The organism is Okeania sp. SIO2C9 (assembly GCF_010672455.1).
Taxonomy (GTDB): Bacteria; Cyanobacteriota; Cyanobacteriia; order Cyanobacteriales; family Microcoleaceae; genus Okeania.
On sequence record NZ_JAAHGO010000003.1, the window covers coordinates 106,697 to 119,587 of the forward strand.

Below are 12,891 nucleotides of genomic sequence, written 5' to 3' on the forward strand. Positions count from 1 at the left end.
ATAGAAAGAGGTTCAAAAAGTACCTTTGTTTCAAATTTAGCCATTTTTTGTAAGTGTAAAATTATGACAACTTCTGAAATTCTAGTTAAGAAGGAAAAATTAAAGAACCCACCTTTGGAAATAAATTATTTGGGCGATCGCTCTTTGCGTCAGTCAGCGAAGCGGGTGACTAAGGTAGATGATGATATTCGGAAACTGATACGAGAAATGCTCCAAACTATGTATACTGCTGATGGTATTGGTCTGGCTGCACCCCAGGTGGCTGTCCAAAAACAAGTAATTGTGATAGACTGCGAGCTAGATAATCCCGCTACGCCCCCTCTAGTTTTGATTAATCCTACAATCAAAAGGTATGGCAAAGAAGTTTGTCTTTTCCAAGAAGGATGTTTGAGTATTCCTGGGGTTTATTTAGATGTTAAACGTCCCGCAATAATTGAAGTTGCCTACAAAGATGAAAATGGTCGTCCGAAAACTCTTCAGGCTAAAGAATTATTATCTAGAGCAATTCAGCATGAAATGGACCATCTTCAAGGGGTGCTATTTGTAGACCGAGTAGAAAATAAATTGGCACTGAATGAAGAGTTGACTAAGCATAAGTTCTCTCCTAAAGCTGTTAAATCTGTTGCTTAAAGTCTCGCGAAATTAATACAAAAGCAATAGTCCAGAAGTCTAAGATTTATCAGTTCTTAACTTTAGTGCATATCATAAAAAATCAAAACAGTCAATATTTTTGGAGAAGAAAGTATGGTAGGAACTCCTAAATCAACATTGCTTTTGGGTGGGTGTTGTATAGCAGCGATCGCAGCAGTTGGTTCTATTTTTGAGTTATCTTCTGGGGAACCAGAATTAGGTGGTCTAGTAACAGGGATAATTTTGAGTCTGAGCATTCCTCTAGCTACTTTACTCTTTTATTTAGCAATTCAAGACGCTAAGGCGAATCAGTAGAAATTAAAGAAGCACTCAGCACTCAGCACTCAGCAAGATTATTTTTTTGAACCTGTCAGAAAGGGGATACGCGACCCCTAATAAAATTAAACGACAAGCTAGAAGTCGGGGATTTAAACCCAAGCTTTTAGCCCCCTGAAAGCTGTTTGCGGAGGATTCCGGTACGGAAAATGCTGATAGCTAGTTAAGCAATGAACAATGAACAATTTTTAATTGACAATTAATTGTTCATTGCTTATCAATAATTATTTTGACTACAAATTTTAAAGATATCTAAAAAATGGCATTTCTGCGACAACTGTCTACAAGAGGGGTATATGAGGAAAAACTCATAAAAGAGTATCTATCTGAGACAGAGGAGGTAGTGCTAGGACGTGATCCAAAGTGTCAAATTGTTCTAGAGACAAAATTGTATAGAACGGTTTCTCGCCGTCATGCGCTAATTCGTATTCAGACTAAACAGACCAAAACTACTGGTTTAATATGGGAAATCTGCGACCTCAATAGTTCTAATGGTACTTATATTAATGGACGAAGAATACAGGGAAGTCAAATTTTACAGGTGGGCGATCGTATTCGTCTGGGTTACAAAGGGCCAGAATTCATCTTTGATAATTTATCCCACCAAAAACCTACCTCATTAGTATCACCATCAGTAAACCCTACTTCACTTCCTGTTAATTCTGTTGGTAGTGTTGAAGATCTTGGAGATACTGGTTCGATAACTTTGACCCAGTTATTTCCTATTGCCTCTACAGGAAAGCAATTAGCTAAAAAAGCCTATCTTTATCCAGGTATTATCACTGTATTTTTTGTGATTTTAATGTTTTTAACAGTGGGTCAAGTAATAGCTTTCAATGTTTTATTGGCAGCTTATATTGCTAGTGCAGCTTATTATTTTGTTTATCAACTTTGTGGCAAAAAAAAACCTTGGTGGGTATTATTTGGAGTAGCTTTAACAACTGTTATTATCTTATTAAGTCCAATTTTGACATTGTTTATTGGAGTATTTCGTTTTATACTTCCTGGTGATATATCAGTAAATCCTCAACAAGTTGGCTTTCTTGATTTCCTGATTATAATGTTTTTTGGTGCAGGATTAATGGAGGAATTGTTAAAAGCATTACCCGTGTTTTTAGTACTATTAATAGGTCGTAATTTACCCGCTCCTTGGGGAAACAAAATTGGTGTTTGGGAACCTTTAGATGGAATTTTATTAGGTACAGCTTCTGCAGTAGGATTTACTTTATTAGAAACTCTAGGACAATATGTTCCGAGTATTGTGGATAGTGCTAGTTTACAATTGGGAGTAGATGGGAGTCAATTGGTAGGATTACAATTGTTAATTCCCAGAATTTTAGGTTCAGTAGCTGGACACATGGCTTATAGTGGTTATTTTGGTTATTTTATCGGGTTAAGTGTTTTAAGACGTCGTAATAGTTGGTTAATTTTGGGAGTTGGTTATTTTACCGCATCTATTCTTCATGCTTTATGGAATGCTTCTGGGATTTTAAATATTTTTCTTTTGGCATTTGTAGGAGTACTTTCTTATGCTTTTTTAGGAGCAGCTATTTTAAAAGCAAGAGTTCTCTCTCCGACAAGAAATGAAAATTTTGCGACTCAGGCTATAGTTAATAAATGAAATTGTATTGGAGGGAAAAAAAGTAGTATTAACCATGGTCTATAGGTTTTGGCTTTGTGACCATATTACATTTAGTAAAACCCACAATTCAACTAATTTCACCAAAAGCTATTTGATTGAGGAAGTGTTGATATAGTGGTTATTATCCTCGATCAGTTCAACAATGAATAATGAATAATGAATAATTACCTCTCCATGAATTGAAGAGGATTGACAAATTCATGAAAATTTTTCTTCACAGGAGTCGATTGGATATGGCGAGGAGACCTCGCCATCCCATCCTAGGTCATGCTGCGCAAACGACCGCTTATTATCCCCTATCCAAGGGGAGACGCATACCCACAATTTTTCGGTAAAGTATTTTTTTTATTCCTTATTCCCTGCTTTTTGTTGCCTATTGCCTGTTGCCTAAAATCTAAAACTTGTATATCTCATCAATTTTCAAAACGCTATATATATAAAAAATATCACCCAGTTAAATATATTTAACTGGGTGAGAAAAAGATGCCTAGTTTAAGCTTTAAAAACTCGATTTGCTATCCTAATACTTTATATCAAATCCGATAGCATCGGTGTTATTTCGTTGAAGATATAGAGTCTACATTGTAGGGGCGCAATTGCGAAGCCCATGCCGTCAGGCTATATGGCCATTCGCCCCTACCTATTGTATGACGATGACAGAATTATATTACTCCGATTTCTCGGGAACCGTAGCCAACGGATTTGATATTACTGATTCACCACCGATTAATCAATGAGAAAATTTTTAGAGAAATCTAGAGGAAAATGAGCCCAAAGAAAAAATTGATAATTTGGCTGCTAACTGTGTTATTAACGGTGATGGCAGTTATAGTTACTACTAAATTTCAGGAACAAAATCAAGAAAATATAACGATCGCGATAGCTGCTCCCTTAAGCAATGCCGGAGCAGTGACAGAAAGAGTAGGCAAATCAATGGTTAGAGGGGCGCAACTCTACATTGAGCAGGTAAACAAAGCTGGCGGAATTCAAGGCAAGCAGTTGCAACTACAAATTTATGATGATCAAGGGAAAATAGACATAGCTGAGAAAGTAGCTCGGGAGATTGTCCAATCTCCAGCGATCGCCGTCATTGGTCACTATTCTAGTAGCGCATCTCTGGCAGCTGGAAAAATTTATCAAGCCACTGGCATTCCAGCCATAAGTGGTTCAGCAACTGCCGACGCAGTAACCGCAGATAATGAGTGGTACTTCCGTACAATTTTTAACGACAGCTTTCAAGGCAAATTTATCGCTACTTACTTGAGAAAAGTTCTAGGATATTCAGAAATTAGTATTATCCGGGGTTACGATGCTTACGGTTTAAACTTAGGTAAAACTATTGAAACAGCTTTTCGGGAACTAGGAGGAGAGATAGTAGCTCAGTGGCAACTACCAACAAACCAGAGCAAAGTTACAGATCGGATAATTATTCAGGAATTGGAGGAACTCAAAGAGGATGAGCGACTTCCAGAAGCAATTGTCTTTGCTACTAATCGCGATCAAGTGACGAACTTACTCCGGGAAATCAAAAATCGCAATCTGAATTTATTCCTATTTGGTGGTGATGATATAGGTGATGTAGGTATTGCTCAATCTTTTACTGACCTTCCTGAAGAAAAAGAAACTCCAGGATTCTTTACCAACGGCCTTTTCGCCATAGTACCAATTATCTATGACGTAGCTAATGATCGAACTCAAGAATTTAGGAAAACATTTGAAAAGGTTTACGAAATTCCCCCCGGTTGGTCTGCTGCTTCTTACTATGATGCTACCACCGCAGTTGTCGAAGCTATTCATCGTACTCTGTTAACAGAGAAAGATTTAGCAAAATCAGCTTTTACTGGTAAAGATATTAAAAAAGATCGTTCTAGGGTTAGAAAGGCTTTGCTTCGGTTCGACAGTCCCGATACTGCTGTCGAAACAGGAACGAGAAGATTTTACTTTGATAGGAATAATACTGTTGCTGTTCCTCCTAGTGTGGGAATCTTTGACCATGGTCAGATTGTATCAGCTTTTACCCAACTACAAATAATTCCCAATATCGAGGCAATTTTAAATTCAGATGCAAAAATCGCTAGTGGGAATATTTTACAAATGGGGCAGCAATACTTGGAAAAAACTGACATTGTTTATGTAGGTCTTGACATCAACAAAGTTAACTATCTAGACGAGAAAAGTTCAACCTATGTTGTGGATTTTTATTTGTGGTTTAGATATAAAGGTAATCTGAATCCTGATCAAATTGAGTTTAGCAACTATGGAATCGAGCGTTTAGACTCTGGAGAAAGGTTAACTATCGGAGAACCTATACAAAGCGGGGAAGAAAATGGAGTTAAGTATAAAATATATAGAATTAAAGCCGATTTTCACGAAGAGTTTGATTTTCACAGTTACCCGTTTGATAAACAGCGTTTAAGTGTAAGGTTTCGACATACAGAGCTAACAAGAGATCGGTTGATTTATGCTATTGACTTAATTGGTATGCAAAATATTACTAGAAAGGAATTATTTAACCAGTGGAAACAAAAAGTTTTCAAAGAAATTACCTCTTGGACACCTACAAAAATAACTTTTTTCCAAAATACTCTAGTAAATGATTCTACACTAGGCTATCGGCAATTGATCGACACTAAGTCAAATTTAGAATACTCCCAGTTTAATGCTGTCATTGAGATGAAAAGGAAACTACTCAGTTTCAGTATCAAAAATTTGCTGCCTCTGTGGTTTTTTGTTGTTGTGGCATATCAGTTATTATTTTTGCCTTTCGATCTACTCTCAGCCGAGTTATTTAGTGGGCTATTACTAGCGATTGTATTTTACCATTTGAGTTTACTAGAGTCTCTGCCTGATGGAATAGGTTATGTTGTGGCCCTTGACTATGCTTTTTATTTATTGTACTTCTTATGTGGGTTAGAATTAACGCTAGTAACAGTAGGGTCTAGGGACAAGTTTAAAAATAATAAAGCACAGCGTAAACAGTTAATTTTATTAGGGAGGGTGCTGTTTCCAGTGATTCTTTTGGTTGGCTCTATATGGCTTTATTTGCTTTATTTATAGCACTGTTGATAGCCCAATAGAAAATATTCTACATTCTGCTTTTTGGACTCGCAGAGGGGAAAATTTTCGGGGTTGTGTATGAGGCAATTATGGGTATTTATTGCCCTATATAAATTTCCCCATTACTTATATGAAATACGTTAATGTTTGCTACCAAAGATTGATGGGGAGATGGAGAGATTCGTATTATTTGCACAATTTTTTGTATTTTATATTAGGTATGCGTCCCCATCCTCCGATGGTAATGCAAATTTAACTATTTTCTTGATGAATCCTATATATAGTTTAGTACTTTAGTTTTTTTTGTACACATATAGTGTTTTTCCGTAAATCATAACTATATTAAAATTTATCTACCAAACTGAGGCCATAACACCTGGACAAAAAAATCATTCAAAATCTTGTTACATTGAAATGCCAGTTGATTTTGGTCTAATTCATCTTTAGTAAAATAAGCTAAACGCTGACCTTCATTAAGTTTAATTTCCGTTAAGTCTAAATCTATTTGTTTCCAGAAAACGTAATGTTCTCTATCATAAATATTGTACTTTTGAAAAAAGTTAATATCTGTTAATTCAATTTCGATTTCTTCCCTTATTTCTCTGCATATACAATCTTCAGGAAGTTCACTATTTTCAATAAATCCTCCTAATAAATTCCAAGTATTAGGAAAAGGAATAGAATATTTATTATCTCTAAGCACGAGTAAAATTTGCTGAGAGCTGTTAAACAAAATAATTACACAACCTTGCAGCTTGTTCATATTTTTCTCCTAGTAAAAAAAATAATAATTCTGTAGGGACGTTGCATGGAATATCCCTACTTTGTAGTCTACTCAAATGAAAACCGCTTTCAACAATTAATAATGAATAATGAATAATTACCTCTCCTTGAAAAGAAGAGGATTGACAAATTCATGAAAATTTTTTTTTATTATCCCCTTAAAAGGGGAGGCTTTAAACCACAATTTTTCGGTAATTATAACTATTAAACCAGACGCGATATTATACCATCCTGATAATGAATGTTGACTGTCGAAAATCGACAATGTTTAAAATTACTTTTGTCGATTTTAACTCAATTTATGCTGAATGTATTGTTATGACTTGTTTTTGAGTTTGTCAATAAAAGTTGCTGATTTTCTACAACTTTTTTTCTGTTAATGCTTGATTATTCAAAATAGCAAGAAAAAAACAATTATTCCCATTCTAAAAGCACTGACAGATAAAAGTAAGCGCCTTTTTGGAGGGAAAAAAAGTGCGGACTTTTCAGCTTGAGTGACTAAAAAGTTAGGATAAAACGCAGACAAGCACAGAAAGATACAGGTACAATTATTCCTCCTACTTTCTCTGTGTCCCCACACTTCTCACATTCCCCTCCTGGGAGAGGTTAGGGGTGGGTCTCCACACTTCCGACACTTCCCACACTCTGATTTATACTGAGGTTAGCTCAGAAGTCTCTAAAGAGAAAAACTAAGGGGTCTAATAACTATCAAAAAGCTAGGCTTAAAGTAGCTAGGATATACGCAAAAATTAAAGATTCGAGGCTTGACTATACTCACAAGGTAACGACTCAACTGATTAGAGAAAATCAAACTATTGTAGTTGAAGATTTAGCGGTAAAAAATATGGTCAAGAAGCGGTGCGACCCCGCGACGACGATAGTCGCAAGGGAACGCGCACCAAGAGATCACAAATTAGCCAGAGCAATTAGTGATGCCAACTGGGGAGAATTAGTCAGGCAATTAGAGTATAAGGCTGAATGGTATGGACGAGAATTAATCAAAGTTGATAGATATTTCCCTAGCTCTAAACGTTGCTCTAATTGTGGGCACATAGTAGAAAAATTACCTCTAAATATTAGAGAGTGGGATTGCCCTGAGTGTGGTAGCCACCATGACAGGGACATTAATGCAAGTATAAATATTTTGGCTCGGGACTCGCAGTGTCAGCGCCAGTCGCTCATGGGGGAGACCCCCAAGACCGCGCTGGCTTGTCTGTGGAGCGCGCTTTTAGACCATCTGAGAGTAAATCTCGCTTATGCTGGTGCATTGAAACAGAAAGCCTCTAACAGTGATGCTAGGGAATCCCACGCTGTCACGCAAGTGCAGCGTCGGGAGGATGTCAATGCAAGCTCTCTATAAGAATTGTAGTTCTTAGCTGTGTTCGATTTTTCTGAATACCACGATAATTTTCGGCGATCGCCTCTTCTAAGTAGGGCTTGCTGATTAAATCTAAAAGCATTGATATATAAAGACTAAAGCCTTTTTGGAGTCGAAAAAAAGTGCAGATTTTTCAGCTCTTTATGCTCAAAAAGTTAGTATTTTAGGCGCATAATTGGGCAGAAAAATCACTCTGACAAAACTTAGCTCCTACCTCCTATAAATTCCAATTTCTCCTGTCTCCTGTCTTCCCCTCCTGGGAGGGGGAGGGGCGAGGGGTGGGTTGTCTCCTGTCTCCTACCCCTGCCAAAAGACTTTTTCAGCAAGCCCTAAGTAGAGATTAAAAATTTTGATTGGCGATCGCTCTCAGAACAAAATAACAAAATTATAGATAGAGTATTATTTGGACATTTATGACATATTTTATCTTGAAGAGAAATTTTTTACCCTATAAATAAGTATTTTGTCAATAGCCATAATTACTTAAGCATTTATACTGCTCTAAAATTTGTTTTTTTGAGATTTATTCAACCGTGGAGAAAGTATAAATTTTTGCACCCTATATTGACGAAAAATAGAAGGTTGTAGCTTTTTTTAGACAAAATTTCTTATTTTTAAATACAACATTGGCACAATAAGCTATGTATCTGTATGATACCAAATTGCTGAAATAACGCAAGTTCGTGAAATATTTTGTAATGGTTTGGGAAAAATCAGGGCTTGTTTGATTGGAATAAACAATATTAATAGCTGACTTGATAAGTTAAACCTATATTTTGTCCTTCTTATATAATTTTTGCTTTGAAACTACTTTTTGTTGACATCCTCCCGACGCTGCTCTAGGAGACAGCGGGGGATTCCTTAACATCACTGTTAGCGACTTTCTGTTTCATAGCACCCGCATAAACGAGATTTACTCCCAGAAGGTCTAAAGGCGCGCTCCACAGACAAGCCAGCGCCGCCAAAGGGGGTCTCCCCCATGAGCGACTGGCGCTGACACTGCTCCTCCCGCAGCCTTCGAGCGTGGGCGTTCCCTCTCTTGGTCAGCGTTCCGCAAGGGAGCTATCGTCATCGCGGGGTCTGACGTTGCGTCTGTCCCCGACGCGGGTTCCCATCCGCAAAATATTTATACTTGCATTTATGTCTTGATCGTGGTGAGCTGTACATTCAGGACAGTCTCACTCTCTTATACTTAGAGGCAATTTCTCAACCACATAGCCACAATTAGAACAACCCTTGGAACGCAGTTGTGAAAGGTTAGAGATTTTGGTTGACGATCGCTCAATTTAACAAGTACAAAATATAGCAGAAGACAGAAGAAAAAATCTGGTTTTGTCTGAGTTTTAAACTTTTGATATGTCTTCACCTTTCCTGTGACTGCTATATGCTTGAAAAGTTTTCTGACAGTTGCTCTAAATCCTAAGTCAAGGGAAAAATTGTTGGTGTTTAAGTTCTTGTTCTCCCGATTCAATTTTTCTTACAGCAATGTCATGAGCTTTTAAAACTACTATTTGTGTTGGAAAATAGGAAATTTGGAGAAGACGACCCTCTGGTTGTCTGACTAAATTTTCCCAATAGAAGTAACTGAGGACTCCAAAGTACCTCTACTAATATTTGTGTTTGAAATTTGCTAAAAGCAGTCATTCGCGCCACTTGCATTTCAATTACTACAAGAAAGCCATCTACTAAAACTGCTTTTATATCTAAAGTAGGGGCGAATGGCCATTCGCCCCTACTGATTATTTGACCAAAAAATAAGGTCTCAAGCCTCCCCTTTCAAGGGGATGAAAAAAAATCAAGTTCAATTAAATTCTGTGGTTTACCCACCACAAATGGTATAAACTTCGCATTTACTGTAAGCCTGTCAGATACAGTCGATGTCATGTCAATGGGGTATCGCTACTCCCCCACTTCTATTAAAAAACCGTATGTGAAAGTTTCACATTCATTGAATATTTTTACTCAAGCCAGCTTTTTGGAAATAAATTGAGATTTATGTTGAAAGATAATTTGATTTTGTCATTTTTAAGTACTACAGTAATAGCAGCAACAACCATTCCCACACAAGCTGCCTCTTTTGAAAAAGCATCTTTTAGTGATAATTTTAACGATGGTGTAGTTAATTCTTCTATTTATTCACCTATAAAATCCGCTTCAATAATAGAAGAAGATGGAGGCATGATATTAACTGGAGGAGATGGAGATGGAGTATCTATTGACCTTATAAATGTTCTACCAGAAGGAGAAGGATTTTGGTTCGGATTCGATGTTGAATTTTTTGACTTTGTTATTGGTGATAGTCTCTCAGTAAGTATAGCTGAACCTAATGGAGAAGGAGGAATTTTTAATGAATTGTTAGTTGAGTTTGTCTCAGTCTTATCCGATTCTGGCAACCCATCCCATAAAGCAGTTATAACACTGCTTGACGAGGACGGTGAACCTATTAGTCTTCCTTTTGTAAATAATCCTTTGACAATTCCTTTAGATAATTCTCCATTGGAACCAGGAGCAACATATACGTTTTCAGTAGATTGGGTTCCAATATTTGAAGGTAGAGGTAAACAACGAGAGAAAGTTGGTAAGGAATGGCTTTTAGATTGGAAAACTAGAACTTTTGGACCAGATGAAGGGGTACAATTAATTAAAGAAAAGATAAAAATATTTGGACCATTAGCAACGGCCTCAGGGGCAAAAAAGATAAATATAACTCTCGGTTCTAATCGCGAAGATCCGGGTACAAAATTTGATCGCCTTGCGGCCAATGAAATCCATCCTATTCCTGAACATTCTTCAGTTATAACTTTCTTAGCCCTCGGCACCCTCGGCGCAGCATCAACCCTCAAACGCAAAGCAAAAATCTCTAAAGAAAAAGAGCTAGAAAAAATTAGCGAAGTTTAACCCTCAATAAATTTCAGAACAGAAAAAATTGTCTGGTATTCAACAAAAACTCTAGAAGGAAAATACTTTTGATAAAGCACTCATCAAAGGATTACTAATATTAAGAGCGATCGCCTCCTCTAAAATTCCCGACTCAGAAACAACCAGGTATTTAGGAATTTTTCCAACAGGCAAGAGTAATGCAGAAATATTTTCATCTTCTGGAACTCCCGATAGATAGTTGCTTTCCCCTGTCAAAATTTCCCATCCATCACTTCTAGCGTGGAAAATCACCCACGTTTTCATTCTATGAAGCTCCTGAAAATAATCGCGACTCAAAGGATTATCGGTTGCATCCTCACAATTTTTGTGATATTCTCAAGCTTAAATGGAGTTGTTCGCCCCTACGCATGACTTTTTATTCAACTAAAATTCCCTACTCAGAAACAACCAGGTATTTAGGAATTTTTCCAGCAGGCAGGATTAACGAAGTCAGAAGTCAGAAGTCAGAAGTTAACCCAACCCTAACCCCTCCCAGGAGGCAGCAGGCAGGGCTAATTCATTGTCGTAGCGAGAATATTTACAACCCTATATTTTTTGATATGCTGTGCTTCCGGTCCTCCCCACACTCCCCACACTCCCCACACTTTCCACACTCCCGACCCCTCCTGCTTTTTTCTAAGCGTGACAATAAATAGACCCTACTCCCAGGAGGGGAAGTAGAGGATTTGAGCAACTCTCCAAAAGTATTTCGCCAATCAAGGTGGGGTTGCACGACCCAATCCTGTTTGATAATACTTCTGTATTATCATCTTGTGAAGCTTCCGAGAAATGTTTGTTTTGCCTCGTCAAAATTTCCCATCCACGACTCCTGAGTGGAAAACCACCAACACTTTCATTTTATGAAGCTCATAAAATCGCGCCTCAAAGGATTTCTGGTTGCATCCTCACAATTTTTGTGATATTCTAAAGCTTAGATGGGTTTGTTCGCCCCTACGCATGACTTTTTATTCAACTAAAATACGCTAAAAAAGTATAAATATTGAAAGATAAAAAGTCAAACTATCACCAACTCCAGGCAAATAATTATCAGTAGTTATCTCCAGAAAACTTTCTCTAGCCATCAACAACCAAATCATGAATTATCCATCCACATTTATCAGTTAATTCATCCCGATCAATAGTCATATTTTCCAGAAGTAAATAAACCGAATTTTTACCAGGGAGTGAAAAATTCAAGTCAGAGAAATTTCCCGGAAAAAAATTATGGGCAGTTGTCTCCAGAAAATTCACTCCATCAGTTAACTTATAACTATAAATATTCGGATTTTGCCGAAGTAGATAAACAAAACTTTTACCCTGAAGATCAAAAGTCAAACTATCACCAAACCCAGGCAAATAATTATCAGTATTTATCTCCAGAAAACTTTCTCTAGTCATCAACAACCAAATCATGAATTACCCATCCACATTTATCCGTTAATTCATCCCGATCAATAGTCATATTTTCCAAAAGTAAATAAACCGAATAACTTATAACTATAAATATTCGGATTTTCCCGAAGTAGATAAACAGAACTTTTACCAGGGAGTGAAAAAGTTAAATTATCACCAACTCCAGACAAATAATTATCAGTAGTTATCTCCAGAAAACTTTCTCTAGTTATCCACAACCAAATCATGAATTACCCATCCACATTTATCCGTTAATTCATCCCGATCAATAGTCATATTTTCCAGAAGTAAATAAACCGAATTTTTACCAGGGAGTGAAAAATTCAAGTCAGACAAATCTCCCGGAAAAAAATTATGGGCAGTTGTCTCCAGAAAATTCACTCCATCAGTTAGGGACTAGCAAAAAAATAGACTACCAGCTAATTTATATAGTAGAGATTGCTTCGACTAGGTTGACTCTTTCCGATTGAGATTGAGTCTAATACCACCGCCTCGCAATGACAGACACAGACTTTTTTCTGTGCTCATAATTGGTACTTTATTAAGTTGCAAATCCCTTAACTTACAACTATAAATATTCGGATTTTCCCGAAGTAGATAAACAAAACTTTTACCCTGAAGATCAAAAGTCAAACTATCACCAAACCCAGGCAAATAATTATCAGTATTTATCTCCAGAAAACTTTCTCTAGTCATCAACAACCAAATCATGAATTACCCATCCACATTTATC

Annotated in this window: 11 protein-coding genes and 1 pseudogene; 6 read left to right on the forward strand and 6 right to left on the reverse strand. The window is 37.0% G+C overall.

Translation table 11 applies throughout. The annotated features are described in order from the left end of the window. Positions 1-63 precede the first annotated feature (63 nt). The 4 genes from def (at position 64) to F6K23_RS02860 (ending at position 5,665) form a co-directional block, all read left to right on the forward strand. Positions 64-630, forward strand: a complete 567-nt coding sequence (gene def, locus F6K23_RS02845; RefSeq protein WP_293150329.1) for a peptide deformylase — start codon at positions 64-66, stop codon at positions 628-630. 114 nt (positions 631-744) lie between these two features. Beyond that, complete coding sequence (locus tag F6K23_RS02850; protein ID WP_202221930.1) at positions 745-945, forward strand: hypothetical protein; 201 nt, start codon at positions 745-747, stop codon at positions 943-945. Between the two features lie 280 nt (positions 946-1,225). Beyond that, a complete protein-coding gene (locus F6K23_RS02855) occupies positions 1,226-2,587 on the forward strand; it encodes a PrsW family glutamic-type intramembrane protease (RefSeq protein WP_293150331.1) in 1,362 nt (453 codons plus the stop codon). A 786-nt stretch (positions 2,588-3,373) separates the two neighbouring features. Further along, positions 3,374-5,665 carry an ABC transporter substrate-binding protein gene (locus F6K23_RS02860; RefSeq protein ID WP_293150333.1) on the forward strand — a complete coding sequence of 764 codons (2,292 nt, stop codon included), beginning with the start codon at positions 3,374-3,376 and terminating at the stop codon, positions 5,663-5,665. Between the two features lie 349 nt (positions 5,666-6,014). On the opposite strand, the gene F6K23_RS02865 is transcribed toward F6K23_RS02860, so the two are convergent. Next, positions 6,015-6,428, reverse strand: a complete 414-nt coding sequence (locus tag F6K23_RS02865; protein ID WP_293150335.1) for an NUDIX domain-containing protein — start codon at positions 6,426-6,428, stop codon at positions 6,015-6,017. Between the two features lie 675 nt (positions 6,429-7,103). Here F6K23_RS02865 and F6K23_RS02870 point away from each other — a divergent pair. Both F6K23_RS02870 and F6K23_RS02880 read left to right on the forward strand, forming a co-directional pair. Next, a pseudogene (locus F6K23_RS02870) lies at positions 7,104-7,808 on the forward strand (RNA-guided endonuclease TnpB family protein); the annotation flags it as partial. 2,013 nt (positions 7,809-9,821) lie between these two features. Continuing rightward, entirely contained in the window at positions 9,822-10,724 is a 903-nt protein-coding gene (locus F6K23_RS02880) for a hypothetical protein (RefSeq protein ID WP_293150337.1), read from the forward strand. A 51-nt stretch (positions 10,725-10,775) separates the two neighbouring features. On the opposite strand, the gene F6K23_RS02885 is transcribed toward F6K23_RS02880, so the two are convergent. The 5 genes from F6K23_RS02885 to F6K23_RS02905 all read right to left on the reverse strand — a co-directional run bounded on the left by F6K23_RS02885 (position 10,776) and on the right by F6K23_RS02905 (position 12,869). Beyond that, positions 10,776-11,009 (reverse strand): hypothetical protein, encoded by a 234-nt coding sequence (locus tag F6K23_RS02885; protein WP_293150339.1) that lies wholly within the window; start codon positions 11,007-11,009, stop codon positions 10,776-10,778. An 810-nt stretch (positions 11,010-11,819) separates the two neighbouring features. Next, a complete protein-coding gene (locus F6K23_RS02890) occupies positions 11,820-12,158 on the reverse strand; it encodes a hypothetical protein (RefSeq protein ID WP_293150341.1) in 339 nt (112 codons plus the stop codon). Positions 12,159-12,196: 38 nt separating this feature from the next. Next, positions 12,197-12,385 (reverse strand): hypothetical protein, encoded by a 189-nt coding sequence (locus F6K23_RS02895; protein ID WP_293150343.1) that lies wholly within the window; start codon positions 12,383-12,385, stop codon positions 12,197-12,199. After that, positions 12,363-12,485 (reverse strand): hypothetical protein, encoded by a 123-nt coding sequence (locus tag F6K23_RS02900; RefSeq protein ID WP_293150345.1) that lies wholly within the window; start codon positions 12,483-12,485, stop codon positions 12,363-12,365. Before F6K23_RS02900 ends, F6K23_RS02895 begins: the two co-directional genes overlap by 23 nt. 120 nt (positions 12,486-12,605) lie before the next feature. Next, complete coding sequence (locus F6K23_RS02905) at positions 12,606-12,869, reverse strand: hypothetical protein (protein ID WP_293150347.1); 264 nt, start codon at positions 12,867-12,869, stop codon at positions 12,606-12,608. Positions 12,870-12,891: the final 22 nt, after the last annotated feature.

Coding starts and splice junctions, on each gene's coding strand:
- def (WP_293150329.1), top strand. CDS start 64: ATGACAACTTCTGAAATTCTAGTTAAGAAGGAAAAATTAAAGAACCCA.
- F6K23_RS02865 (WP_293150335.1), bottom strand. CDS start 6,428: ATGAACAAGCTGCAAGGTTGTGTAATTATTTTGTTTAACAGCTCTCAG.
- F6K23_RS02860 (WP_293150333.1), top strand. CDS start 3,374: ATGAGCCCAAAGAAAAAATTGATAATTTGGCTGCTAACTGTGTTATTA.
- F6K23_RS02880 (WP_293150337.1), top strand. CDS start 9,822: ATGTTGAAAGATAATTTGATTTTGTCATTTTTAAGTACTACAGTAATA.
- F6K23_RS02885 (WP_293150339.1), bottom strand. CDS start 11,009: ATGAAAACGTGGGTGATTTTCCACGCTAGAAGTGATGGATGGGAAATT.
- F6K23_RS02905 (WP_293150347.1), bottom strand. CDS start 12,869: ATGATTTGGTTGTTGATGACTAGAGAAAGTTTTCTGGAGATAAATACT.
- F6K23_RS02850 (WP_202221930.1), top strand. CDS start 745: ATGGTAGGAACTCCTAAATCAACATTGCTTTTGGGTGGGTGTTGTATA.
- F6K23_RS02895 (WP_293150343.1), bottom strand. CDS start 12,385: ATGATTTGGTTGTGGATAACTAGAGAAAGTTTTCTGGAGATAACTACT.
- F6K23_RS02890 (WP_293150341.1), bottom strand. CDS start 12,158: ATGATTTGGTTGTTGATGACTAGAGAAAGTTTTCTGGAGATAAATACT.
- F6K23_RS02855 (WP_293150331.1), top strand. CDS start 1,226: ATGGCATTTCTGCGACAACTGTCTACAAGAGGGGTATATGAGGAAAAA.